This window comes from Phreatobacter stygius, assembly GCF_005144885.1.
Taxonomy (GTDB): Bacteria; Pseudomonadota; Alphaproteobacteria; order Rhizobiales; family Phreatobacteraceae; genus Phreatobacter; species Phreatobacter stygius.
Genome location: NZ_CP039690.1, coordinates 5,679,077 through 5,703,469, shown reverse-complemented (window position 1 = coordinate 5,703,469; position 24,393 = coordinate 5,679,077). Strand labels below are relative to the sequence as shown.

Here is a 24,393-nt window from a genome sequence, read left to right as displayed (position 1 = left end):
CCCGTGCCACGGTGGCCGGACCGCGTGTGAAAAGGAACAACCATGGTTTGGGCCATTGTCGGCGTCATCGCCCTCCTCGTCGTCTATGCGATCTTCATCTATAACGGCCTTGTCGGCATGCAGCAGCGGGTCAACCAGGCCTTCGCCGACATCGACGTGCAGTTGAAGCAGCGCCACGACCTGATCCCCAATCTGGTCGAGACGGTGAAGGGTTATGCGGCGCACGAGCGCGGCACGCTGGAGGCCGTGGTCGAGGCGCGCAACGCCGCCCAGGCCGCGCAGGGACCGGCGGCCCAGGCTGCGGCCGAACAGCAGCTGAGCGGTGCGGTCGGCCGGCTTCTGGCGCTCGCCGAAGCCTATCCGGACCTCAAGGCCAGCGCCAATTTCCAGCAATTGCAGACCGACCTCACCGATGTCGAGAACAAGCTCGCCGCCGCCCGCCGCTTCTTCAACAATGCGGTGAGCGAGTTCAATGCCGCGATCCAGGCTTTCCCGGCCGTGCTGTTCGCCCAGCAGATGGGTTTCGCGGCCAGGGAATTCTTCGATGTCGGAGCGGATGCGCGCACCACCATGGATGCCGCGCCACCGACCGTGAAGTTCTGACGGCGGGCCAGACGCCCATGCCGGGCCAGGCCTTCGGGCTCTACAGCCATATCCGCAACAACAGGATCCGGTCCGGCTTTCTGATCGCCGGATTGTTCCTGCTCGCCTATCTCATGACCTTCGGCGTGATCCTGGTGTTCCATGGGCTGAACGGCCTGCCCTATGGCGCCAACGTCAAGCTCGAGACCTTCCGGACGTTCCTCTGGGCCCTGCCCTTCGTGACGCTCGGCACGCTCGTCTGGGTGTTGATCGGCTACCGCTTCAACGTCGCCCTGGTCGGCACCATGTCGGGCGCAACCGGCGTCACCCGCGCGGACAATCCGAAACTCTACAAGATGCTGGAGAACCTCTGCATCTCGCGTGGCCTGACCATGCCCAAGCTCGCCATCGTCGAAAGCGACGCGCTGAATGCCTTTGCCAGCGGCGTCAACGACAAGCAGTTCACCATCACGGTGACCTCCGGGCTGATCAACACGCTCGACGACGCCGAGATCGAGGCGGTGCTGGCCCATGAACTGACCCATATCCGCAATGGCGACGTCAGGCTGATGATCATCGCGGTGGTGATCGCCGGCGTCCTCTCGCTGATCGGCGAGATCACCTTCCGCATGTTCACCAGCGGCGGCTTCCGGTCGTCCTCCTCGGACGACAGCCGCAAGGCCAATTTCGCGGCGGTCGCGATCGGCGTCGCGCTCATCGTGGTGTCGTGGTTCCTGGCGGTCGTGATCCGCCTGTCGCTGTCGCGCTCGCGCGAATATCTCGCCGATGCCGGCGCGGTGGAACTGACCAAGAACCCGGACGCGATGATCTCGGCGCTTCTGAAGATTTCCGGCCGCGCCGATATCGACGGCGTGCCGTCCGGGCTGATGGACATGTGTTTCGAGAACGATCCTGACGATATCAGCGACCTGTTCTCGACCCACCCCTCGATCACCAAGCGGGTCCAGGCCCTGGTCGACATGGCCGGCGGCCGGCTGCCGCAGGCCATGCCGCCGCATCCGCCGGCGATGCGCGACCGCCAGGACCTGCCGACCATGGTGCAGGATCGCGGCCCCTGGGGCGCCCGGCCGCGGGCCTGAGCGGCGGCCGGGAAACGGTGCCGCGAACCGCCTATTTGTCGCCGGGATAGGGCTGATGGCAGCAGGCGCAGAGCTTGTTGCCGTCGGGATCGCGGACATAGGCGCCGTAATAATGCGGGTGGTAATGCGGGCGCAGGCCGGGCGGGCCCTCGTCCTGGCCGCCATGGGCCAGGGCCGCACGGTAGAAGGCATCGACCGCCGCCCGGTCGAGCGCCAGGAAGCCCGGCATGACGCCATTGCCGGCGCGTGCCGGATTTTCGTCGAAGGGCCGCAGGATCCAATATTGCGGGCGCATCTCGCCTTGCGGCGCATAGCCCGACGATGCCGGGAAATCCCAGCGCCTGACAAAACCGAGCGCGCCCAGCGTCGCGTCGTAAAAGGCGCGCGAGCGCTCGATGTCATTGGTGCCGGCAGTCACGTGGCTATACATGCGGTTCTCCTGAGCGCCGGGGAGATTAGCCTGCCCGGCGAGTCCAGGCGATAGCCGGACCCGCTCATCTCATGTGCCGTCCCAGTCCAGCCCGATCCGCTCGCGCGAGAAACGATCCTTGAGCCAGGAGGCCGCCCGGCCGGGCTTGCGCTGCTTGTGCCAGATCAGCTCGAGGGCCACCGGCCAGTCGCTGTTGTCGAACTGCAGTTCCGGCGTGACCAGATGCGGACGGGTGGAGGAGGCGGCGATCACGTGATCGGACACGAAGGCCCAGCCGATGCCGTGCTTGACCAGTTCCAGGATCACCCAGTGGCTTTCCACCCACCAGACCTCGGCGGCGACCCGCAGGCGCATCTTCTCCTGACTGTCGGAACGGGTCGCCAGCATCAGCTGGCGGTGGCGCTTCAGCTCTTCCCAGGCGACGCGCGCGCGGGCGAGCGGATGATCGCGCGCGCAGACCAGTTGCAGCGGCACCCAGCCGATGGTGTGGAAGCCCAGCGCCGGCGGCAGCACCTCCTGGCGCCACATGATGCCGAGATCGGCGCTGCCATCGAGCACCATGCGGCTGACGTCCTCCATCAAGGGAAACAGGATCTCCAGCTCGACCGAGGGAAACTCGGCGGCGAAGGCCGCCATCAGCTCGCCGATCTTGCTTTCCGGATAGAGTTCGTCGAGCGCCAGCACCAGCCGTGCCTCGACGCCCTGCTCGAGGCTCGCCGCGACGCCAATGAAATGCTCGCGCCGCTCGATCACGACGCGCGCCTCGGCCAGCAGCCGCTCACCGGCGGCGGTCAGCTTCGGATAGCGGCCGGCGCGGCTGAACAGCTTCACCCCGAGATCGATCTCGAGATTGGCGACCTGGGTGCTCACCGCCGACTGGACGCGGCCGAGGCGGCGGGCGGCAGCCGAAAACGAGCCCGCCTCGGCGGCGGCGACGAAAGCCTCCATCTGCTCCAGGGAAATGCTCATCTATCTCCAATCCAGATGGTATCTAACTTGAGAATGCCGGATATCAAGATAGAAGACGCCGCATCAGTCATTCCTGCAAGAGCCCGTTTTCGTCATGCGCACGACCGCCGACCGTATCCGCCACACCATTCTGTTCGAACTCGTCAGCCTGGCCATCGTCCTGCCGGCCGGCAGCTGGCTGTTCGGCATCGGCCTGGAGCAGATGGGCGTCATCGGCGTCGGCAGCTCGATCGTCGCCACCATCTGGAACTATGTCTACAATCTCGGCTTCGATCACCTGATGCTGCGGCTGACCGGCCGGGTCGCCAAGAGCCTGCCGGTGCGTATCGCCCACGCCCTGCTGTTCGAAGCCGGACTGCTGCTGGTCCTGCTGCCGGCCATTGCCTGGTATCTCGGCATCAGCCTGATGGAGGCCTTCATCATGGATATCGCGATCGCCGGCTTCTACGTGGTCTATGCCTTCGTGTTCAACCTGGCCTATGACCGCGCCTTCCCGCTGCCGGTCAAGACGCCGGCCAAGGAACCGGCCAAGGAACTGGCCAAGGCACCGGCTTTCAGCGACGCGATGGCCTGATGCGACCCATCGCGGCTAACCCGCCTTGCGGGCGGCCGCGATGGCCTCGGCAAGCACGTCGGCATCGCCGATGTGATTGGCGAGCAACAGCACCAGCCGGGCATTGAGATCGGCGCTCTCGGTTTCCGACAACCCGCGATGCGCCTCGACCAGCAGGCGGAAGGCTGAATCCGGATCGGCAAAACGCGAGGCGGTGTCGAGTTGGGCCATCGAGGGCTCCCGAGGTCAGAGGCCGAGCGCACGGCGCCGGGCGGCAAGGATCGCCCGGGCATCGAAACTGCGCCAGCGGGCCGTCAGATGACCATCGGGGCGCAAGAGATAGGTCGAGCCGGGCCGGGCGTCGAAGCGGCTGGCGAACAGGCCTTCGGCATCGGTCAGGTCGGTGCCGATCACCATCAGGGTCACACCCGCGGGCGCCACCGGCGGCGCGTGGTCGTGGACCGTCAGCACGACGAAGCCGCCGCCGACGACCTCGGACAGGAACCCCCGCCGGCCGCCGGCAAGACCCAGCGGCACGTCGGGCGCCGGCGCGCCCAATCTCGCCGAGCCGCCCCAGGCTTCGACATCGGGCGTCGACAAGGCCGTATCATAGGTGGTGGCGGTCGACAGCCGGCCGGAATTGACCATGCGCTTGGCAAAGGCCGTGGTGCGCGCAAGCGCCAGCACGGCGTCGCGCAGGCGCTGCTCGCCCGGGCTCGGCGGCGCGATGAAATCGGTGGCGCGGGTCGAGTTCAGGATATTCTCGTCGGCCGCCGCGCCGCGCTCGGCGTCATAACTTTCGAGCAGGCCGGGGCCCGCTTCGCCATGGATCATGGCGCCGAGCTTCCAGGCGAGGTTTTCCGCGTCCTGCACGCCGGAATTGGCGCCGCGCGCGCCGAAGGGCGAGACCTGATGGGCGCTGTCGCCGGCAAAGATCACCCGGCCATGGACGAACTGGTCGAGCCGGCGGCATTGGAAAGTGTAGATCGACACCCATTCCAGGGTGAAATCGCCATGGCCGAGCATGCGCCTGATGCGCGGAATGACATGATCCGGCTGCCGCTCGATCTCGATATCGGCGTCGCGACCGAGCTGCAGGTCGATCCGCCAGACATCATCCGGCTGCTTGTGCAGGAGCGCCGACTGGCCGGCGTGGAACGGCGGCTGGAACCAGAACCAGCGTTCGGTCGGAAACGCCGCGGTCATCTTCACATCGGCGATCAGGAAGCGGTCGTCGAAGGCCTCGCCGGCGAAATCGAGCCCCATCAGCGTCCGCACCGGCGAGCGCGACCCGTCGCAGGCCACCACCCAGTCGGCCGCCAGCCGATAGTCGCCCTCAGGGGTCTCGATGGTCAGCGTCACGCCATCCGAATGCCGGCTGACGCCGGTGACCCGGTTGCGCCAGCGCAGGTCGATGAAATCTTCGAGTTCGCCGACGCGGGCGGCCAGCGCCGCCTCGACGTAATATTGCTGGATGTTGATGAAGGCCGGCATCTTGTGGCCGCCCTCGGGCAGCAGGTCGAAGTCGTAGAGTTCGCCCTCGCCAAGGAAAACCCGGCCGCGCTGCCAGGTGACGCCCTTGTCGACCAGGCCTTCACCGACGCCGAGCCGATCGAAGATTTCCAGGGTCCGCTTGGCAAAACAGATCGCACGGCTGCCCTCGCCGATCCGGTCGGAATCATCGAGCAGCACGACATTGAGGCCTTGAAGGGCGAGATCGACGGCAAGCGTCAGGCCGACCGGCCCCGCGCCGATCACCACGACCGGATGGCGCACGGGATCGGCCGCATCCTGGTCGGGGGAACGACGATAAGCGAATTGATAGCTGTGGGTGACCGGCTCGCCCGCCGTCTTCTGGTTCATGCGCGCCCGCGGATGGTTACAAATGCAACGACCGACGACCTTCATGCACCATGGCGCGGCCGGCCGTCCACTGTCGAGATGGCGAGCTTACCACTTGCTCGCAGGCCACGGCGCCCGCGGCTTCAGGACGACGCACGATCTTTCGGGCCCCGCAGCACGGCAATGGGCGCGGTCGCGCGAGCCCTCACATGACCGCCTCGGCCGCTTCCTCGATCAGGGCGACGATTTCGTCGGCATGCGACGCCAGGGAAGCATGGCTCGCCGGCAAGGTCATCGTCCTCCTGGGGTTCATGCGTTCCGCGAACCAGCGCTGGGTTTCCGGCGGGATCATGCGATCGTTCGCAGAAATCTGGTACCAGCTCGGCTTCACTTTCCATGCCGGCGGTCCAGACGCGTCATCGAAACAGCGGGCCGCGATCGGCTTCTGCGCCAGTGCCATGACCAGCGCCTCGGCCTTGTCGACATCCTGGCAGAAGCATTCGCGGAATCGGTCCGGGTCGAGCCAGAGGAACCCGTGTTGATCCGGACGAATGATGGCCGCTCCCGGCGGTGGTTCCCGCAGCGCGAAAATGCCGCCGGGGCTTTCGCCTTCGTCGGGGGCGAAGGCTGCAACATAGACCAGGCCCACGACATCAGGCAGGTGCCCCGCGCCCGTGATGACCATTCCGCCATAGGAGTGGCCGACGAGCAGGGTCGGGCCATCCCGGCTCCCAGCGAGCTTGGTCGTGCGCTCGATATCCTCGGCCAATGAGGTGAGCGGATTCTGCGCCGCCCAGACCCGATAGCCTCTGAAATGCAGCGGCGGAATGACGTGGCGCCAATGCGAGCCGTCGCCCCATGCGCCATGGACCAACAGAATATTCAGCTTGGTAGTCATCGTCGGCCTCCTGATCCGGCAACCTCACGATGCTGATTGAGCGGCCGGGCTCAACCAGGCCCCAGGGACGCCTGGCACCGACCTGAAGCCTTGATCCGGACCCCGGCCAGCCACGCGCATTTTAGCCGCCGGAGGGCGCGCTGTCAGAGCAATTTGATCAGCCTGGAAGGACGCTCGATCCAACACTGTGACCTGGCCGGCCCGCCCCGCCTCGGCGCCGACCGTCGGGGAAGGGTGAGCTCAGGACTGGCCGCGCGCGACCGCGCCGGCGGTCTTCAGGAACACGCTCAGGGCGCGCGACACCATGACGAAGGTGATCACCGCCAGAATCATTTCAAGCACATGGCCGCGGGTGATCAGAAATCGGTAGAAGCCGTAGGAAATGAAGGGCCAATGGTCCTGATAGGGCTTGAGCCCCCTCGCCCAGGGTTTCCTCAGGAACGCCTTGGCGGGAAGCCCGAGCTGGCTCGCCACATAGCGCGGCCAGAACGACAGGAGCCAGAGCGCCGCCGCGGCAAGCGCAACCCAGGCCAGAGCGGAAGTCAGCATGTCCATGACCACTGCCGGATCGGAACGAAACGGCTCATCCGCCGCTCGGCAGGCGCGGCGCCTCGGCACGCGGCGCCAGGACCGGCCCGATGACGCGCACCGGCCGGCGCTCGGTGTCGGTCGCCGTCTCGGTGGCGGCCGGCGGCTCGGCCGCCGGAGCCGCATTCGGGCCGGTGCCGCGAATGTCGGGCGGCTGGGGCGCCGACGGCGCCCTGACCGTGCCGTCGAGCCCGATGGTTGCCGGCAGCGAGCCGTCGCGGCCGCGGCTGCGCTCGGTGCGGGTCTGCCGTTCGGCGTCGCGGCGCGCCCGTTGCTCGGCGGCGATCTCGTCGCGCACGGTGGCGCGCTGGGCGACCGGCAGCGACAGGAGGCGCGCCTGTTCGGCCGAGACCACCTGGTCGCCGGAGCGCAATGTCGGGTCGACCCGGTTGGCGAAGGTCTCCGCCCAGGAGCCGTTGGGCGGCCGGCAGGTGCAGGCGGAATCGAAACGGGTGCGGAAGCGCAGCGCGTTGGGCAGCGACGAATAGGACCGGCCGGTCGACGAGACCGCGTTCTCGATCCGGTCGTCGCGCATGCGGAACAGCGCCACTTCGGTACCCGGGCATTGGACCTGGCACATTTCCTCGTCGTCCAGGCCGGAGCCCGGCCGGGGCGAGGAGGTCATCGGGAAGAAGGCGCCGTCGCACAGGCGCACGCAGACCGCCCGGTAACCGACGCCGCGCGGCCGCTGCTCGCCGTCCTCGCCGAGCGGCGCCAGCGGCCGGTCGGAGGGCGGCGTTTCGATCATTGCCGGATCCTGGCGCGCCGGTTCGCGCCGGCCGCCGCCGAACAATTGTTCGATGAAGCCGCCGAAACCACCCTGGCCCGGCGCCTGATAGGCGGCCTGCGGCCGGTCGGCATCCGGCGTCTGGGCGCGCCGGTAGATCTGCCGCTCGGGCGTCTCGTCGGAGAAGAAGCCGCCGCGCGAAGGCGCCGCCGCCTGGCGCACGCCGCCGCGGCAGCCATTGGCGTCGAAAGCCGCCATCAGACGGGCGCGCTGCGGGCCGTTGCCGCCACCGCCGCCGCCGCCCTGCGCGTCCAACTGAGCCAGGTTGGCCTGCATCCGGCCAATATGCTGGCTGAGCGCGGCGCATTGGCCGCTCTGGAAGAAGCCGCCGCAGCCGGCGGCCTGATATTGCCGCTGGGCATTGGCAATCTCGCCGCGCTGGCGGCCGGCCAGAGCCGCGAAACGCCGGTTGCCGCCGCCGGAAGGAGCACTGTCGAGACGGGCGAGCTGGCTCTGGATCTGCTGGCAGACGGCCGGCATCTGGGCCTGCGCCGCCCCGGGCCACGTCATCAGCGCCGCGACACCGAGCGTCGCGAGCCAAATGCCCGCCGACCTCCTCACTCCCGCTTCGCTCGACACGGTCTGCACCTTAAGCATGGTCGCTCGATGAATTTTACGCCCGCTGGCGGTCTAGCTGCTTCATCAAGCCTTGTCATGGTCAACAGAGGGTAAAAACTAAGGCAATTTCATGTGATGCAGAAGAACAACATTTCAAATTGACTGTTGCTTCGTGCCGCATTGCAGCACTGCCTTGACTTCAGGGAAGCCGCGCCGGAGCATCGGCCCCGATCCTGACATCGAGGCTGCCATGACGACACTGCCGAACAAGAAGCTCACCGGTTCCTTCGTGGCTCTGGTCACGCCCTTCGACAAGACCGGACAGGTGGATTTCGGCGCCTTCCGGGAGCTGCTCGGCTTCCATGAGCGCAACGGCACCGGCGCCATCCTGATCATGGGCTCGACCGGCGAGACCTCGCTGCTGTCGCCCGAAGAGAAGAAGGCGATCATCGTCGAGACCGCCAAGATGAAGACCGCCGGCATGCCGCTGTTCTACGGCTGCACCGGCAACAATACCGACACCACCATCGCCAATGTGAATTTCGCCCGCGACCATGGCGCCGACGGCGCGATCCTGGCGGCGCCCGCCTATATCTGCGCGTCGGAAGGCGACATCGAGCGCTTCTTCCTCGACGTCGCCGACGCGACCAGTCTGCCGCTCGGCATCTACAACAATCCGCCGCGGGTGAAGACCGACCTGCACTGGGACAACCTGATCCGCATCTTCAAGCACCCGAACTATGTGGTGCACAAGGAATCGACCACCCGCGTCGGCCAGGTGGCCCAGGTGCTGGCGGCCCGCACCGACGTCTCGGTGATGTGCTGCGACAGCCCCAATCTCGGCCTCGTCGTGCCGACCATGAGCCTCGGCGGCCACGGCACGGCCAACATGACCGGCAATCTGGCGCCGGCCGAACTCGCCACCATTTCCAAGCCCTGGACGGGTTATGCCGAAGCCGAGGGTTTCAAGAACGCTTATCTCGGCCTGTTGCCGCTGCTCCACTACACCTATTCGGCGATCAATCCGGTGGCGGTGAAATCGCTGATGAAGGCGGTCGGGCTGCCGGTCGGCGATCTCCGCCGGCCGCTGACCAATCTGGAGGGCGAGGCGCTGGCCAAGGGCGTCCGCATCATTCAGGAGCTCGGGCTCGACAAGCGCTACGCCTACAAGATCCAGCCGCTTTCGGCGATCGCGGCCTGAGGATCTGGGACCGATGGACCGTCGTGATTTCCTGAAGATTGCCGGCGCCGGCGCCCTTGCCCTGCCCGGCTCCGCGCAGGCCCAGGCCTATCCGTCGCGCGGCGTCACCATGGTGGTGCCGCATGCCGCCGGCGGGCCGGTCGACGTGGTCGCCCGCCTGGTCGCCCAGGGGCTCGACGGCGAGTTGAAACAGGGCTTCGTGGTGGAAAACCGCGCCGGCGCCTCGGGCGTCGTCGGCGCCAACTATGTCACCAAGCAGCCGGCCGACGGCTACACGCTCTATTTCAACGCCTCGATCCACATCGTGAACCCGTTGACCCGCAAGGAGCCGGCCGGCTTCGACGTGATCAAGGACTTCACGCCGATCTACAAGGTCGCCCGCGGCCCGGTGGTGTTCTCGGTACCGCCCTCGCTCGGCGTCGATACGCTGGCCCAGTTCATCGCCAAGGCCAAGGCCGAGCCGGCCAAGATGAATTTCGCCATCTCCGGCTTCGGTTCGGCCGGACACATGATGACCGAGCTGTTCCGGCTGCGCTCCGGCGTGCAATTGCCCTTCGTGCTCTATCGCGGCGGCGGACCGGCGGTGAACGACCTGATCGCCGGCCATGTCTCGGCCTTCATCGATCCGATCCTGTCGGCCTTGCCGCAGATCCGCGGCGGCCGGGTCAAGGCGCTGGCGATCGGCTCCAAGACGCGCTCGCCGCACCTGCCGGATGTACCGACCTTCGCCGAACTCGGCTATCCGGGCCTCGATCTCGAGACCTGGTACGGCGTCTGGGGGCCGGCCGGACTGCCGGCGCCGGTCGTCGCGACGCTCGAAGGCGCCATTGCCAAGGTGGTGGCGAGCGAGGGTTTCAAATCGCGGCTCGGCGATCTCGGCTTCGAACCCGAGAATCTCGGTTCGCAAGCCTTCGCCGCGTTCATCTCGGCCGAATATGCCCGCTATGTCGCGCTGGTCGCCGAGGCCAAGATCGAACCGCAATGACATCGCGGCGCAATAACCGTCGATCCATTCGGATCATTCCGGAGGATATGAAACATCTGTTTCATTCCTCATGAGGCCTGCTAGGCTCCGCCTCCATGGACGAGGCAAGGCTGACCGCAGATCTGACCGAGGGCTTCGACGGCCTGCCGCCGCAATTGCAGTCGGCGGCGCGCTGGGTGCTGGATCATCCGGCCGATGTGGCGCTGCTGACCACCCGCGAACAGGCCAAGCGCGCCGGCCTGACGCCGGCGACGCTGACCCGACTCGCCCAGCGGCTCGGCCTTGCCGGTTATGACGCCTTGCGCCAGGCCTTCGCGGCTTCGATCCGCGAACGGCCGGACAGCTTTCACGGCCGCGCCGCCGAGCTGATCTCGCGCCATGTCGACACCGGCGACGCGGCTTTGATCACCGACATGTTCGGCACGCTCGACGTGCATCTGAAAGCGCTGGCGGGTGCGGATTCGGCGGCCCGGCTGGCGCGCGCCGCCGACCTGATCGCCGGCGCCGAGCGGGTGTTCTGCTTCGGTCTCAGGTCGGCTTTCCCCGCGGCCTTCATGTTCGATTACATTCGCGCGCTGGTCGGCTCGGTTTCGGTGCTGGCCGACGGCGCCGGCGGCCGCGGCGTCGATGCGCTGCGCGGCATCGGGCCGGGCGACATCCTGTTCGCGGTGACCGTGAAACCCTATACCCGGCTGACCCTGCAGGCCGCCGAATTCGCGCGGGCGCAAGGCGCGACCATCGTCGCCCTGACCGACAGCGCGCTGTCGCCGCTCGCCAAGCTCGCCGGGGCCGTCGTGCTGGTGCGCACGGAGACGCCGAGCTTCTTCCACACCATGACGCCGGCCTTCGCCGCGGTCGAATGCCTGGCGGCGCTGGTTGCCGCCCGCCAGGGCGACAAGGCGCTTGAAGCCCTGGCCGGCAGCGAGAGCCAGCTCGCCGCCTTCGACACCTATCTCAACCCCCGCCAGCAGAGACCGAGCCGCCGATGACCAAGGTTCTGCACCGCGCCCTCGCGCAAGACTATCCCGTCGCGGCCTCGGGCCGCGGCGTGACCATCACCGACGCGCAAGGCCGCGACTATATCGACGCCTCGGGCGGCGCCGCGGTGTCCTGCCTCGGCCATGCGCATCCGGACGTGCTGGCCGCCATGCATGCCCAGCTCGACAGGCTCGCTTATGCCCATACCAGCTTCTTCACCACCGCGGTGGCCGAGGAGCTGGGTGCGACGCTGGTGACCGATGCGCCGCCCGGCATCAGCCATGTCTATTTCGTCTCCGGCGGCTCGGAGGCGATCGAGGCCGCGATGAAAATGGCGCGGCAATATTTCGTCGAGCGTGGCGAACCGCAGCGCACCCGCTTCATTGGCCGCAAGCAGAGCTATCACGGCAATACGCTCGGCGCGCTCGCCATTGGCGGCAATGAATGGCGGCGCCGGCAGTTCGAGCCGCTGCTGATCGAGACGCACCATGTCTCCGCCTGTTTCGACTATCACGGCCGGCGGGCCGACGAGAGCCCCGGGGCCTATGGCGAAAGGCTCGCCCGGGAGCTTGCGGCCGAGATCGACCGGCTCGGGCCTGAGACGGTCATCGCCTTCGTCGCCGAGACGGTGGGCGGCGCCACCTCCGGCGCGATCACGCCGGTGCCGGGCTATTTCCGCCAAGTCCGCGAGATCTGCGACCGGCACGGCATCCTCTTGATCCTGGACGAGGTGATGTGCGGCATGGGCCGCACCGGCACGCTGCACGCCTGCGAGCAGGAGGGTATCGCGCCGGACCTGATGACCATCGCCAAGGGGCTCGGCGGCGGCTATGCGCCGATCGGCGCCGTGCTGGTCGCCGGCCATGTCTATGACGCCTTCGCCAAGGGCTCCGGCCTGTTCCAGCACGGCCACACCTATCTCGGCCATCCCCTGGCGGCGGCCGCGGCGCTGGCCGTGCAGAGGGTGATCAAGCGCGACCGGCTCCTGGACAATGTGACGGCGCAGGGCGCCCATCTGAGCCGCCGGCTGACCGAGCGCTTCGGCAATCACCACCATGTCGGCGACATCCGGGGCCGCGGCCTGTTCCAGGCCATCGAACTGGTCGCCGACCGCGGCGCCAAGGCGCCGTTCGACCCTAAGCTGAAGCTGCACGCCCGGATCAAGCGCGAGGCGATGGCGCGCGGCCTGCTGGTCTACCCGATGGGCGGCACCATCGACGGCGCGCGCGGCGATCATGTGCTGATCGCGCCCCCCTTCATCGTCGACAGCGACACTGTCGATGTGATCGTCGAACGGCTCGCAGAAGCCGTCGACGCGGCCCTGTCGGGCCTCGGCTGAGCGACTTCCAGAGGAGAAGACCGATGATGAGCAAGACAATCAGATACCGTCTCGGCGCGCTGGCGCTGGGGCTCGCCGGCCTGTTCGCGGGGCCTGCCGAGGCGCAGAACGCCAATGTGCTGGAGCGGGCGAAGCAGCGCGGCTATCTCACCTGCGGCATCCATACCGGCCTGCCCGGCTTCGGCTATCAGGACGACCAGCAGCAGTGGCGCGGCCTCGATGTCGATCTCTGCCGGGCGGTGGCGGCGGCGATCTTCGACGACCCGACCAAGATCCGCTTCGTCCAGACGACGACGCAGACCCGCTTCATCGTGGTGCAGACCGGCGATGTCGACATGCTCTCACGCAACGCCACCTATACGATGGCCCGCGACACGGCGATGGGCATGGCCTGGCCGGTGATCAACTTCTTCGACGGCCAGGGCTTCATGGTTCGCCGGGCGCTGAACGTCGCCACCGTCAAGGGCCTGTCGGGCGCCACCATCTGCGTCACCCAGGGCACCACGACCGAGCTCAACCTCGCCGACTATTTCCGCGCCAACAACCTTCGCTACGAGGTGGTCAGCTTCAAGACCAACGAAGAGGGCGTGAAGGCTTTCGAAGCCGGCCGCTGCGACAGCTTCACCACCGACTCGTCCGGGCTTGCCGCCGAGCGGCTGAAATTCGCCAATCCGAACGACTTCGTCATCCTGCCCGAACTGATCTCGCGCGAACCGCTCGGACCGGCGGTCCGCCGCGGCGACGAGAATTTCAGCGCCATCGTGCGCTGGGCCCATTACGCCATGCTGAATGCCGAAGATCTCGGCGTGACCCGCGCCAATGTCGAGGAGCTCGCCAAAACGACGCAGAACCCGGAAATCCGCCGCCTGCTCGGCCTCGACGGCAAATATGGCGAGGGCATGGGGCTCGGCAATGACTGGGCCTACCGGATCATTCGCCATATCGGCAATTACGGCGAAGCCTTCGAGCGCAATGTCGGCGCGGGCTCCCGCCTCGGCCTGCCGCGCGGCCTGAACGCGCTCTGGTCGAAAGGCGGCCAGCAATATCCCTACCCGATCCGCTAGGGCCGCGGCGGGGTGGCGGTGCGGATCGGACCGCCGCCCCACCCTGCCCGGCACCAAGGCCGCGGTGCGGATAAGTCGCTTCCGCCGCCGCTGCATTCTTGACACCCCGGCCCGGGAGCCGCTAGGAACGCGGCTCCCCACGGTGGGGCGCGTAGCTCAGCGGGAGAGCACTCCCTTCACACGGGAGGGGTCACAGGTTCAATCCCTGTCGCGCCCACCATTCCAATCCTGAAACATATCGGTTTGCGGCACGTCTCGGGCGACCGTGGCGAACCGGCAGCACTCATTCCTCGCCCAGCCGAGCTCCTGCCAGAGCCCTGGTGGCAACGGATTCGGCAATTTGCTGCGTTCGATCCGCTTCCGCATGACACTTGGCTGGTCGGCGCCGTTCTTTCTCCAGGAGAAAAAGGCGCCGCGCATCCGGAAGGACACGCGGCGCCAGGTCAGGGGAGGAAACGGCATGCACTGCACTGATGCTGTCACGGCGGGCGGGGCCGGTTGCCCTCCAGGATCTGCCTGATCACCCGGATATCGCCCTGGATGGTGGCGATGGTGTCACGGTCGCGCTCGGTTCGGTCCTCGATGCGTTTGACCCGCTCGATGATCCTGACGTCCTCGGCCTTCAGGTCGCGGACGTCGGCCTGCAGCCACAGCCCGGCCGCGCCGACCATGCAGAGCGTCGCCAGGATCGACCAGATGTTGATCTCCGGGTTGATCCGCACCGGCCTCATCGGGCCTTGCCGAATTTCAGCGCCGGCAGGACCTCCTTCACGGTATGGCCGCCGTGGAAGACGATCAGCCAGACCGTGGTGACGGTGCCCCAGGCGCCGATCAGTTCGGTCAAGGGCACCAGCGGCCTGACGCCCCAATTGCCGCCGAAGATGCCGGTGAGCCCGATCACCGACCAGCCGCCCCAGACGATCACCTGGATGGCGATGCGCATGGCCTGCCAGGCGGTGAAGCCCCGGGCGATCTCGGCGGCCTGAGCATCACTCGCCCGCTGCGCCTCGGCCTGCCAGACCTTCACGATCTCGCCGGCGCGGGCTTCCGTCGCGGCGAGCTTGGCGGCCGCGCCCGGATCCCTGTCGATGGCCATGCCGACGGCTTCCGGCGTGGCATCCGTGCCGAGGCTTTCGGCCACCGCCTCGAGCGCCTTGCCGGCGAGCGACCCGGCAATGGCGCCGGCCGGGCCGCCAATGGCGGTGCCGATGAAGCCGCCAATGACCGGTGCGCCGGCGGCGGCGATCTTTCGCGCGATGTCGTCGAAAGCGCTCATGCCCCCGCCCCCTGTGCTGCATTGGCCCTGAACGCCCGGGCCTGCCGGCCTTTCGACCAGGCCCGCCCGGCGAGGACAACGAAGGCCCCGCCGAAGACCAGGGCGAGGACGATGCCGGCCGCGATGGGCGAGCCATCGGCCGATGTCTCGGCTTTCGGCGCGACGGTCGTGGCCGTGCCGGCCGTGCCGGCGGTTGCCGCGCCCCCTGCCCCGGCGGCCGCCCGGGTGGCCGCGCGCTTGCCCTGCGTCGCGCGGGTGGTGATCTCGTTGACCGCCGCGCTCGCCGGCTGGCCTGATAGCGCCGCCTTGGCGCGGATCAGCCTGGCCTCACGATCGGCCAGGCCGTTGAAACCGCCATTGATCCGCCGGGTGATGCAGCGCAGGTCGTCGCGGTCGGCATGGGCGCTCAAAGCCCGGTCGTTCCAATAGGCCAGCGCGGTCGCCGTCGAATTGGCCGGCAGCGCCGCCGCCTCCGGCAAGCCCTCCAGGTTGACGCCGATCTTCGCGCCGAAGCTGCGGTAATTCGCCCGGCCGGTGAGCTGGAAGATGCCGCGGCCACGATAGCGCGCGCCGTCGCCGGCCTGGACATTGCCGAGGTCGCGCCGGCCGTCATAACGCCGGAAATAGGCCGCGTCGCCATATTCGACCAGGGTGCGGAAACCGTCGGTCTCATGGGCCGCCTGGGCCAGGAAATGCGCGGCGCGTGCCGGCGACGTGATGCCGCCGGCGGGAAAGCCGGCGGTCAAAGCCGGCGCGAGATGGAGGATGATGTCCGACCGCGCATCCGGCGCGATCCGGCGCAACGTCGCGGCGGTCACCGTGATCGTCATGGCTTGGTCTCTCGGTTGTGGATTTGTCGGGACGTGTCGACCGCGAAGACCAGCAGCGCGACCAACACGAAAAGCCCCGCCGCGGTCACGGCGAGGTCGGCAAGGTTGATTGTCATGGGTGGATCAGGTCAGGCCGGCGGTGCGTAAGCCAGCTCGCCGCGATAGACGAGCCAGCGGGCGTGGTTGAGCAGGCGGTCGAATTGATCGAGGCGCAGACCGTGTCGGATGAACGTGGTGCCGTCCTCGGTCACCTCGTCCTCGCAATAGGCGGCGATGCGGGTCGGATCGACGCCGCGCGCGAGGCACGCATCACGGAAACCTTGCGCCGTCGGGCCGAAATGTATGCGCGCAGCGTCTTCGCCCTTCAGCTCGATCGCGGCCAACCACTGATACGCGACCATTTCGGTGTCGAGCGCGGCGCGAAGAAGGTCGTCATCGGCTGGTCCGAGCGCCTTCTTTTCCGCGGCGTCCGAGGTATTGATAATACTCGTGCCGGCGAACAGTTCTTTGAGCCGGAACGATGCTGAACCGAAATTTTGGGTGTTATCGGCGCCTGGTGTGATGTGACCGCTGGGATCGATGGAGAGCCGATCGGCCATTGCGCCGCCGGGAACGGTCGTCTGGATCGTATATGTTCCCTGATAGTTCGAAAAATCATTACTTCCGACCTTATGGAGCACGCCAGACAGCGGCCGCCGGACGACGGAAGCGCCGCCGGTGGTCAGGTAGTGATATGTGGCGAGCTGGAACCCCGTCGGGTTGAGTACGCTAAGCGATGTGAGAGCTGCCGACCCGGCATTTACGGTGAACCGCCCATCAGGCGCCGCGGTGACAACGCCGACATTGCCGGAGCCGTCCTCCGATATTTGCGACTGGCCCTGCTGGCCAGCCGTACCGGTGTAGCGAGCGAGCAGGCCTACGGTTGTGGCAGCGGGCAAGCTCAGGGCCGTGCGGATGCCGGCGGCCGTGGTTGCGCCTGTGCCGCCCTGGGCAATCGACAACGCCGTCGTCAGGCCGCCGAGTGCCGTGATGTCGCCATTGGCGCCCGACGCTGCGGCGCCTAGCCCAGTGCGCGCAGTTGCCTGGGTGTTCCCCCCGGTGCCGCCCTGGCCGACCGATAGAGCTGTTGTCAGGCCTGCAAGCGATGTGATGTCGCTGTTTGCCCCGGCCAGCGCATTGCCGGGTTGCCAAACACCGGCGGCATCGTAGAGAAAACTCTGCCGCGTGCTGACCACGATCGCCTTATCGCCGGGCAACGGATCAAAGAACGTCCAGGATGCGGCGGCGAAGGCGGCATATTTCTTATCCTTGCCGGCAAAGACACCGGTTCCACCCGTCGCAACGAGCCAGACCTGGCCGTCGGCAGGGGACCCGGGTGGCGTCGCGGTGTGGGCTTGGATGCCCATCATCCGCCGCTGACCGTCAATCGGCGCATAGGTCAGCGCGGTGTTGATGCCGGTAGCAAGGTCGGTGTGCGCGGCATTGCCGTCAGATGGCGAAATGACCGTGCCTGAGGCGGCATTGGTGAAGCTGTTCGAGACGATCGCGTAGGAGCGACCAGCGGGACCGACGGAAACCGGCATGGCGCGACCTCAGGTCTTGATGATTTTCGGGATGAACAGCGTTGGCTGCACGTTGTTGTGCGCGAACCCTGACCCGGCCGAGGCCGTCGTGAACGTCTGGGACGGGTATGGGATCGGATCGATCGCGCCGGTCCGTGTCGGCAACGCCGAGGAATCGACAGGCTGCCCGCGGCCGATCCTGAATTCGGGGCTGCCAGGCGCCGCAAAATCCAGAGCCCGAGTGAGCGTATAGGTCGGCGTGAACGGCGGGGCGCCGTCAGTGGAACCGATATGGACGTGCGGTCCGGTCTCGGCTCCGGTCAGTTGGTGGGTAGCGGCGCCAAACCTGCCCCCGACTGTTGTGGCGGCGGCGCCCGCAGCGGTCATGCGATTGGCGTTGTTTCCGCCCATGTTATCCGGCGCGGCCGTGATGCTGCCGCGGCTGTCTGGCAGGCGGAATTCCGTGCCGAGCTCGCCGCCAGTGTTGTGCAGCACACCGATCGCTGCGAACAGCGCCGGATAGGTCGCGCGAAGTAGGACTTGCCCGGCTGCGAACAGCCATCCAGTCGGCGGCGTAGCGCCGGCATAGTCGATCATCATTCCGGGCTGGAATGCGCCTGGGCTGTTGAGAGTGCCGGTCACCGTGAGATCGGGGACGATCATCGGCAGGAACGACTGCACGTCCGTCGCCGAGGCCGAAATCCCCGCCACGCCGCCTTTGACCAGTGCCGTGCGACCGGACACCGTCGCGATGCCGCTTGAGACGTCGCCGGCAAAGGCCGCGCCCGGCGCCGCGGCGGAACCGGGAACCACCAGCAGCGGCCCGGTCATCGGCCTGACCCCGTTGATCGGCATGGAGGCTGAAATCTCGGCGCCGAGATCCGACAGCCGCGTCTCCATGGCGGTGGCATCGGCCAGCGTATTCGGCGCGACCGTGGTGCCCGGCGGGGGCGAATAGATGCCGGATCCGTTGCGGGGCATGACGCTTCTCCAAAAGAAAAGGCCCCGCCAGAGAGGCAGGGCCGAATGGGATTTGCTTTGGGGCTGAGAGGTCTCCGCGACGTCCCATCCGCCGTGACCCCGCGGTCACCGGCGCCGATCAGTCGCTGCGGCCGGGCAAGGCCATTCTAAGTGTTTAGTCCCGGCATTTGATGGAGTGGATCGAGCCTGAATCGTTGAGGCTCTGTTGTCCAGAGTTTGCAGATGAATTCGTAGGGTGTGAGGCCCTTGAGGGTCTTCAGCCTCCGCCCGAAATTGTAGGCGCTGACGAAGTCGGCGAGATGCGCTTCGAACTGCCGGTGGCTGTCGTAGTGGTAACGCTTGACGGTGGCTTCTTTGATGGTGCGGTTCATGCGCTCGACCTGGCCGTTCGTCCAAGGGTGCTTCACCTTGGTGAGGCGGTGCTCGATGCCGTTCTCCTGGCAGCGCATGCCGAACATGTGCGTCACGTAGCGCGCCGTCGGACCATCGGCATACCGTGGCGGGAAGGTGAACTGGATGCCGTTGTCGGTGAGAACGGTATGGATCTTGTAGGGGACGGCCTCGATCAAGGCCGAGAGGAAGGCTGACGCGGAGGTCCGCCCCGTCTTCCTGACGATCTGTACGACGGCGAATTTGCTCGTGCGATCGATGGCGACATAGAGGTACAGCTTGCCCTCAGCGGTCTGCACCTCGGCGATATCGATGTGGAAGAAGCCGATCGGATAGGATTTGAACTTCGTCTTCGCCGGCTTCTCGCCTTCGACCTCGGGCAGGCGGCTGATCCCGTGACGCTGCAGGCAGCGGTGCAGGGATGACCGCGTCAGCGTCGGGATCGTCGGCTGTAGCGCATAGAGGCAGTCGTCGAGCGGCAGCAAAGTATGCTTCCGGAAGGCGACGATCACGGCCTCTTCCTCAATCGTCAGCACTGTCGAAGTCGGGTTCTTCGGCCCGGTCGGCACATCGGTCACCGAGGTCCGCTTCTTCCACTTCGCGACCGTCTTCTGGTTAATCCCGTAGCGCTTAGACAGAGCCCTCAGGCTCTCTTGACTATGTTGTATCGCTCGACGGACCGCCTCAGTCGTCGTGGCGCTCCCGTGGAGAACCTGGCCCATAGCGCGTCCCTCGATTCCTGCATCGAGATTGCACCATCAAAGCCCGGGATCAAACACTTTAGTAGAGGTCATAAGGCGACAGTCCACGCCGCCGCATCTCCATCTCCTCGTCGGGCGTCGGACGGGGCTGCTCCTGCCATTGCCCGTCATAGGCGCCGGGTCGGCCCGGTCCTGGCGCCGGATATTGCGGCAGCAGATCAAGCGGCGGGCCGACAGCCTCCTGGGGGGCCGGCGGCGCCACCTGCGGCGACCAGGATCCCGGCTGTCCCATCTGGCCTTGCAGACCGCTCCAGGCGTCCGCCAGCGGGAAGGTGCCGAAAGCCGGCCGGCCGCGCATGCGCTCGACGTCCTCATAGGACGCGCCGGTATCGGAACCCGGGACATCGCCAGGCCGCGGACCCGTTTGCATCGGCGCCGGCGCGGCGCCTTGCTGCCGCGCCGTCTCGGGCTGCCATGGATAGCGCCACATCTCTCCGCGCTGGATCTGCTCGAACACGGGGCGCCGTTGCATGCGCTGAGTATCGGCGAATGCGGCATCGATATTGGGAGCGGTCAGGTCGGATAGGGTGCGCGGCGGAGCGCCGTCCGGGCGAGGCTGCGGCAGAGGTGCAGCGGTCCAACCTGCTGCTGCCTGCTGCTGTTCCCTCTGGGACGGGAGGTCACTTGCCGCCGCGTCGGTCGCCGTCGCGGACTGACGATATCGCGAGAGACTATCGTTGTAGGTCGAAATATGGCGACGAGCACTAGAGCCAAAGGCCTCCCAGGTAGGGGCCAACGCACTGACGATCTCCGGCGTGAGCCCGCCTTGCTGGAGATCGGTATCAAGGTTGCGACCGGTGCGGCTTCGATAGTCCTGCGTCGCCAACAGCCAGGCGCGTCGGTCCTGATTGGCTGGAGAAAAGTCGCCTCCGCCCAAGCCATTCCATGTCGTGCGCGTGAACTGATACCGACCGGCTGCCGAAGAGCGGCGGCCATCTGGGCGGACCTCGAAGATGCTGGGATGCTGATCGTACCCATCGAACGTTGCGCCGCCACGTGGCGTATAACGAACATTGTAACGACCGGCACTTTCGCCGCCGGCGATGGCATTCAGAAGCGCGCGCTGATGTGGCGGCATATCGGAGGCCACCGGATCGCCGATGTTCGAGGCAGATGACGTCCCCCCGCGCCGCCGCGCGGATGTGGCGTTCGCCGCCGGGTTGACCTCCTGCATGTTCATCATGTCACCGGGACCGGCCGACTGCATGCGATCCAATTCCGCCGGCCGCTGCCGTGGCACCGGCGCGTAAGCCGGCGCGCCCGGCGCCTCGGCCGGGCTCGCGCCGGTCAGCAGCAGAGGCGATCCCACCGGCCCGCCCGGAGCCGACGTCATCGCCGCATTCTGGAGGTAAGGCGACGGATCGCGACCGTCAGGCCGCGCGGCCGCATCGCGGTACAGGTCGCGCAGGCCAACGGCACCTTGCGCAAGCCGGGCGAGGCCCTGCATCCAATGGCCGACCGGCTGTGTGCTCATGCCGTTGCGCATCAGGAGCTCGGCCAGCGCCCGCCGCTTGGCCTTGGCGCCTTCGGTTGTCCGGGAATTGCTGTCGCGGATGAAACGTTCAACCATGATCCTGCTCCTTGATGGGATTGCGCTTGCCGGCACGTCGAGCCGCCCGCTTCACCGGCGCCGGCCTGGTGGCACTCTGGTAGTCGACCGCCATCAGGCCGTTTTCCATGGTGGCGACGGCTTCGGGGTTGAGTTTCCGCACGTCCTCGGCCATCAGGCCGATCTCCGGCGGGCCGCCGTCCTGGTAGCGGTAACGATAGACGGTGAGGCCGTTGTCGAGCTCGCCGACGCGGGCGACGTCGCGCTTCAAACGCCGGTCGGACGGCTTGAACAGGCCAAGCCCGGCGCCGGCCAGGCCGAACAGCCCGCCCATCATGGCGTTGTTGGACTGGTTCTGGGCGTTCCAGGCCGCCATGTCCGACTGGTGCTTGGCATTGACCATGCCGGCATAGTCGGTGTTGGCGACGTTCGACTGCGGCGTGCCGACAAAGCTCGGCTGCTTCACTTGGCTGCCGGACATCAGAGCCGAAATTTCGTTCAGCGGCTGGTTTCGCTCGGTGAGCAGTTCCTGAAACGCCTGATTGCGGCCGGTCAGCAGAAGCTGATTGTTGGCGTCGTTCTTCGACTGGTTGAAGCCGCGCATTTCAGCCTCGAACGCGGCGGACCCCGGCTGAATGCCCTGATTGGCCAGCCGGGTGCGCAAGGCGTCTTCCTGCTGTGCCTGCAGGGGGTCGAGGCGGGCGCGCGCCAGCTGGTTGAGCCGGCCTTCGATCGCGTTGTTGTCGGCCGAGAACGGTGTGTTCAGGAGGCTGCCGATCTTGGCCGACTGGGTCGCTCCGATATCGGCGACGTTCTGCTGGGTCCGCTTGGTGGTGTCGTAGATCTTCTGGTTGGCACCGGAGAGCGCCTGGGTCGCCTCGTAGCGCGGCGTGCCGTCGGCCCAGGTGCCGATCTGCCTGTAGCTCAGCGATCCATCGGGCGTGACCTGGTTGGCGGCGTTCAGCCCATATTGGGTGATCGCGGTTTCCCGGTTCATCTGGGTCTGGGCCGCCGCGGTCTCCTTCGGATCCGGCGGGGTCGGCGGGCTAGGCGTTGAAACCATCGGGCCAGTCCTCTCTCAAGATTCCGAAGACCAGCGCATCGGCGCCGTCGTCGTAATAGTTGCGTTTGCGCCCCTCACGGACCGCGCCGAGCCGCGGCGCAATGCGGATGACGGCGCGGTTCGAGGTGCTTGTCAGCATGGTCATGCGGGCGCAGCCGAGTTCGCCGAAGGCATAGGTCCCAACCCGGACCAGGAAGGCGCGCGGCCAGGCCAATGTCCGGCAGGCCGCCACCGACACCTCGATGTCGCGGCCGGTGAAACCGCAGAACACCGCGCCGCCGACCAGCTCGCCGTCCCGCGCCAGCGCCAGCGCCGTGGCGCCTTGGGGAAAGGCCACGCCGAGCCGGCCGGCCACCCACTGGACAGCCGGCTCACCAGTCTCGATCGTCCAAGTCATGGCGTCGTCCAAGTCATGGCGTCGTCGCGTCGTCACAACGTCGCGCCGGCCTCGACGCTGACATCGAAGCGCAGCAGCTTGAAATTCGCCTCCAGCGCCGGCGAGCCGTCATAGATATTGAGCCGGAACGCCGGGGCCAGCGCCCTGCCCGCCCCGAATACCGATTGGGTGTAGTCGCTCACCGTCACCGCCCCGCCCCAGACCCGCTGGTTCCATTGGCCCTGGCTCCAGGCCAGGCTGCCCGAGGACAGGCCGATGCCGGAGCCGCGGCCCCAGGTCGACTGGCCCCATTTCGAAACGCCCCAGGTGCCGAAGACGCCAATGGCATTCTCCAGCTCGTATTCCTCGAAGGTCGGCGCGAGATCGTAGTCGGCGGCGACCGCCAGATAGGGTCGGATATCCGGCCGGCCGCGATAGGTGGCGCGCAGCACGCTGGCAATCTTGTAGCTGTTGGGGTCGCCGAGATCGGTGAAGGCCGAAAGGCCGTTGCACCGGATCACCATGGTGTCGTCGATGCTGCCGCGCTCGGCTTCATAGACCGTGCCGTTGGCGCCGCCGAAATAGAGCTTGTCGTCATGCTCGACGAAACAGGCCGCCTGGATGCCGCGATATTCGCACCAGGCCCCGTGCAATGTGTTCATCACGAATTGCCTGGTCACCCCGGTCGCCGCATGCGGCACATTGACGAAAATCTTGTTGCCGCGGGCAAAGCCGATGGTCTGCCAGCCGAAGCTTGCGGCATCGTCCTTGACGGCCGCCGCATAGGCCTGGCGGATATTGCGGGTGAGCGCGCCCTGCTGGGCCGCGGTGCGGTCGAGCCGCATGACCGCGCCGAGCGACATCAGGCCGTCCTGGGTCAGGATCGCCAGGTCGCCGCCGAATTTGACCAGGCTGCGAAACCCGAGCGGCTTGCCGATCTGGTAGCGGCCCTTCAACTGCCAGGTGGCGGCGCTCGCCGGATCGGTGCCGGAGAAGATCAGCACCTCGCCCTCCGATGACACGAACACGGTCAGGTCGCTCATGCCGGAACCTGAATCGGTCGCCCAGCTGCCACCGGCAACGATAGCCCCGCCCTTCACCAGGAGCGCCCCCAGCGGCAAGAGCGTCGCGGCGCCACCGACCGCCGCCGCGGCGAGATACCAGACATCGGCCGAATTGACCTGGCAGTACCAGAGCCTGGATTGCGACGAGAACACGTTGACGAGCGCACCGCCGGTCACCCCGGTGATCGCCGGGCTGGTGCCGAAACTGGTGCCGTTGAACAGGACAGGGGTATCGGCGCCATTGACCGCCGAAATGAACTGTCCGCCCGCGGTCGCGAAATTGGTCCACTGCCACTGGTCGTTGCCGGCGCCGGTCCAGACCGGCGCGCCGACAGGCCCCGCCACGTCGCAGCGGTAGATATTGCCACCGCGCGCGGCGAACAGACGCCTGGCGCTGCCGGAGACAAAACTCATCAGCGTGTTGACCGCGCCGGCACCCGGACCCGGTGCGCCAAGACCCGTCGCCTGCACCACATAACCCGGCCGCGGACTGATGCCATCCGGCTCCGGATACCAGTTCTGCAGCACCGGCGCGGTGTCCGGCTCCATCGCCGCCAGGTTCTGTTCCGACGACCAGCCCTTGGTCGGCGCCAGCAGCGGCACGACTTTCGAGCGCGCCGGCTGTTGCTGGACGGTGCGGTCACGCAGGCGCGCTTTGCTCGGCATG

The 24,393-nt window shown here is 67.1% G+C and carries 25 protein-coding genes and 1 tRNA gene; 9 read left to right on the top strand and 17 right to left on the bottom strand.

The features are described from left to right. Positions 1-42: 42 nt before the first annotated feature. On the top strand, positions 43-603 hold the full coding sequence (locus tag E8M01_RS26985; protein WP_136962977.1) for a LemA family protein: 561 nt from the start codon (positions 43-45) through the stop codon (positions 601-603). Positions 604-620: 17 nt separating this feature from the next. Further along, positions 621-1,682, top strand: coding sequence for a M48 family metallopeptidase (locus tag E8M01_RS26980; RefSeq protein WP_136962976.1), 1,062 nt, complete (start codon positions 621-623; stop codon positions 1,680-1,682). A gap of 31 nt (positions 1,683-1,713) precedes the next feature. On the opposite strand, the gene E8M01_RS26975 is transcribed toward E8M01_RS26980, so the two are convergent. Together E8M01_RS26975 and E8M01_RS26970 are read right to left on the bottom strand one after the other, a co-directional pair. Further along, positions 1,714-2,112: a VOC family protein gene (locus E8M01_RS26975; protein WP_136962975.1), complete on the bottom strand. Its 399-nt coding sequence runs from the start codon at positions 2,110-2,112 to the stop codon at positions 1,714-1,716. A gap of 69 nt (positions 2,113-2,181) precedes the next feature. Next, complete coding sequence (locus E8M01_RS26970; RefSeq protein ID WP_136962974.1) at positions 2,182-3,081, bottom strand: LysR family transcriptional regulator; 900 nt, start codon at positions 3,079-3,081, stop codon at positions 2,182-2,184. A gap of 94 nt (positions 3,082-3,175) precedes the next feature. Between E8M01_RS26970 and E8M01_RS26965 the strand changes: the two genes are divergently transcribed. Beyond that, positions 3,176-3,655 (top strand): PACE efflux transporter, encoded by a 480-nt coding sequence (locus E8M01_RS26965; protein ID WP_136962973.1) that lies wholly within the window; start codon positions 3,176-3,178, stop codon positions 3,653-3,655. A gap of 15 nt (positions 3,656-3,670) precedes the next feature. On the opposite strand, the gene E8M01_RS26960 is transcribed toward E8M01_RS26965, so the two are convergent. The 5 genes from E8M01_RS26960 to E8M01_RS26940 form a co-directional block, all read right to left on the bottom strand. Then, the gene (locus E8M01_RS26960; protein WP_136962972.1) at positions 3,671-3,865 is read right to left on the bottom strand and encodes a DUF2783 domain-containing protein; all 195 of its coding nucleotides are present in this window, start codon (positions 3,863-3,865) and stop codon (positions 3,671-3,673) included. A gap of 15 nt (positions 3,866-3,880) precedes the next feature. Further along, the gene (locus E8M01_RS26955; RefSeq protein ID WP_136962971.1) at positions 3,881-5,497 is read right to left on the bottom strand and encodes an FAD-dependent oxidoreductase; all 1,617 of its coding nucleotides are present in this window, start codon (positions 5,495-5,497) and stop codon (positions 3,881-3,883) included. 184 nt (positions 5,498-5,681) lie between these two features. After that, entirely contained in the window at positions 5,682-6,374 is a 693-nt protein-coding gene (locus E8M01_RS26950; RefSeq protein ID WP_136962970.1) for an alpha/beta fold hydrolase, read from the bottom strand. A 240-nt stretch (positions 6,375-6,614) separates the two neighbouring features. Continuing rightward, the gene (locus E8M01_RS26945; protein WP_136962969.1) at positions 6,615-6,923 is read right to left on the bottom strand and encodes a hypothetical protein; all 309 of its coding nucleotides are present in this window, start codon (positions 6,921-6,923) and stop codon (positions 6,615-6,617) included. Between the two features lie 34 nt (positions 6,924-6,957). Continuing rightward, entirely contained in the window at positions 6,958-8,346 is a 1,389-nt protein-coding gene (locus E8M01_RS26940) for a DUF2865 domain-containing protein (protein ID WP_136962968.1), read from the bottom strand. 211 nt (positions 8,347-8,557) lie between these two features. Between E8M01_RS26940 and E8M01_RS26935 the strand changes: the two genes are divergently transcribed. From E8M01_RS26935 to E8M01_RS26910, 6 genes are all read left to right on the top strand, one after another. After that, positions 8,558-9,508, top strand: a complete 951-nt coding sequence (locus E8M01_RS26935) for a dihydrodipicolinate synthase family protein (protein WP_215908808.1) — start codon at positions 8,558-8,560, stop codon at positions 9,506-9,508. A gap of 13 nt (positions 9,509-9,521) precedes the next feature. Continuing rightward, on the top strand, positions 9,522-10,493 hold the full coding sequence (locus E8M01_RS26930; RefSeq protein ID WP_136962967.1) for a Bug family tripartite tricarboxylate transporter substrate binding protein: 972 nt from the start codon (positions 9,522-9,524) through the stop codon (positions 10,491-10,493). Positions 10,494-10,588: 95 nt separating this feature from the next. Further along, entirely contained in the window at positions 10,589-11,482 is an 894-nt protein-coding gene (locus E8M01_RS26925) for a MurR/RpiR family transcriptional regulator (RefSeq protein WP_136962966.1), read from the top strand. After that, positions 11,479-12,810 (top strand): aspartate aminotransferase family protein, encoded by a 1,332-nt coding sequence (locus tag E8M01_RS26920; RefSeq protein ID WP_136962965.1) that lies wholly within the window; start codon positions 11,479-11,481, stop codon positions 12,808-12,810. The genes E8M01_RS26925 and E8M01_RS26920 overlap by 4 nt, the downstream gene beginning before the upstream one ends. Before the next feature lie 23 nt (positions 12,811-12,833). Next, entirely contained in the window at positions 12,834-13,874 is a 1,041-nt protein-coding gene (locus tag E8M01_RS26915; protein ID WP_246088448.1) for an amino acid ABC transporter substrate-binding protein, read from the top strand. 145 nt (positions 13,875-14,019) lie between these two features. After that, a tRNA-Val gene (locus tag E8M01_RS26910) sits at positions 14,020-14,094 on the top strand. 259 nt (positions 14,095-14,353) lie between these two features. Here E8M01_RS26910 and E8M01_RS26905 read toward each other — a convergent pair. From E8M01_RS26905 to E8M01_RS26860, 10 genes are all read right to left on the bottom strand, one after another. Beyond that, a complete protein-coding gene (locus E8M01_RS26905) occupies positions 14,354-14,596 on the bottom strand; it encodes a hypothetical protein (RefSeq protein ID WP_136962964.1) in 243 nt (80 codons plus the stop codon). Positions 14,597-14,601: 5 nt separating this feature from the next. Further along, a complete protein-coding gene (locus E8M01_RS26900) occupies positions 14,602-15,150 on the bottom strand; it encodes a hypothetical protein (RefSeq protein ID WP_136962963.1) in 549 nt (182 codons plus the stop codon). Beyond that, complete coding sequence (locus E8M01_RS35350) at positions 15,147-15,980, bottom strand: glycoside hydrolase family 19 protein (RefSeq protein WP_215908807.1); 834 nt, start codon at positions 15,978-15,980, stop codon at positions 15,147-15,149. The genes E8M01_RS26900 and E8M01_RS35350 overlap by 4 nt, the downstream gene beginning before the upstream one ends. Positions 15,981-16,108: 128 nt before the next feature. After that, positions 16,109-17,563 (bottom strand): DUF2793 domain-containing protein, encoded by a 1,455-nt coding sequence (locus E8M01_RS26890; RefSeq protein ID WP_136962962.1) that lies wholly within the window; start codon positions 17,561-17,563, stop codon positions 16,109-16,111. Positions 17,564-17,572: 9 nt separating this feature from the next. Continuing rightward, complete coding sequence (locus tag E8M01_RS26885) at positions 17,573-18,523, bottom strand: tail fiber protein (RefSeq protein WP_136962961.1); 951 nt, start codon at positions 18,521-18,523, stop codon at positions 17,573-17,575. 146 nt (positions 18,524-18,669) lie between these two features. Then, a complete protein-coding gene (locus tag E8M01_RS26880) occupies positions 18,670-19,635 on the bottom strand; it encodes an IS481 family transposase (RefSeq protein ID WP_136958885.1) in 966 nt (321 codons plus the stop codon). A gap of 58 nt (positions 19,636-19,693) precedes the next feature. Beyond that, entirely contained in the window at positions 19,694-21,244 is a 1,551-nt protein-coding gene (locus E8M01_RS26875) for a hypothetical protein (protein WP_136962960.1), read from the bottom strand. Further along, positions 21,237-22,286 (bottom strand): tail fiber domain-containing protein, encoded by a 1,050-nt coding sequence (locus E8M01_RS26870; RefSeq protein WP_136962959.1) that lies wholly within the window; start codon positions 22,284-22,286, stop codon positions 21,237-21,239. Before E8M01_RS26870 ends, E8M01_RS26875 begins: the two co-directional genes overlap by 8 nt. After that, positions 22,270-22,683, bottom strand: coding sequence for a GNAT family N-acetyltransferase (locus tag E8M01_RS26865; RefSeq protein WP_136962958.1), 414 nt, complete (start codon positions 22,681-22,683; stop codon positions 22,270-22,272). The genes E8M01_RS26870 and E8M01_RS26865 overlap by 17 nt, the downstream gene beginning before the upstream one ends. A gap of 32 nt (positions 22,684-22,715) precedes the next feature. Continuing rightward, positions 22,716-24,392, bottom strand: a complete 1,677-nt coding sequence (locus tag E8M01_RS26860; protein ID WP_136962957.1) for a hypothetical protein — start codon at positions 24,390-24,392, stop codon at positions 22,716-22,718. Position 24,393 lies beyond the last annotated feature (1 nt).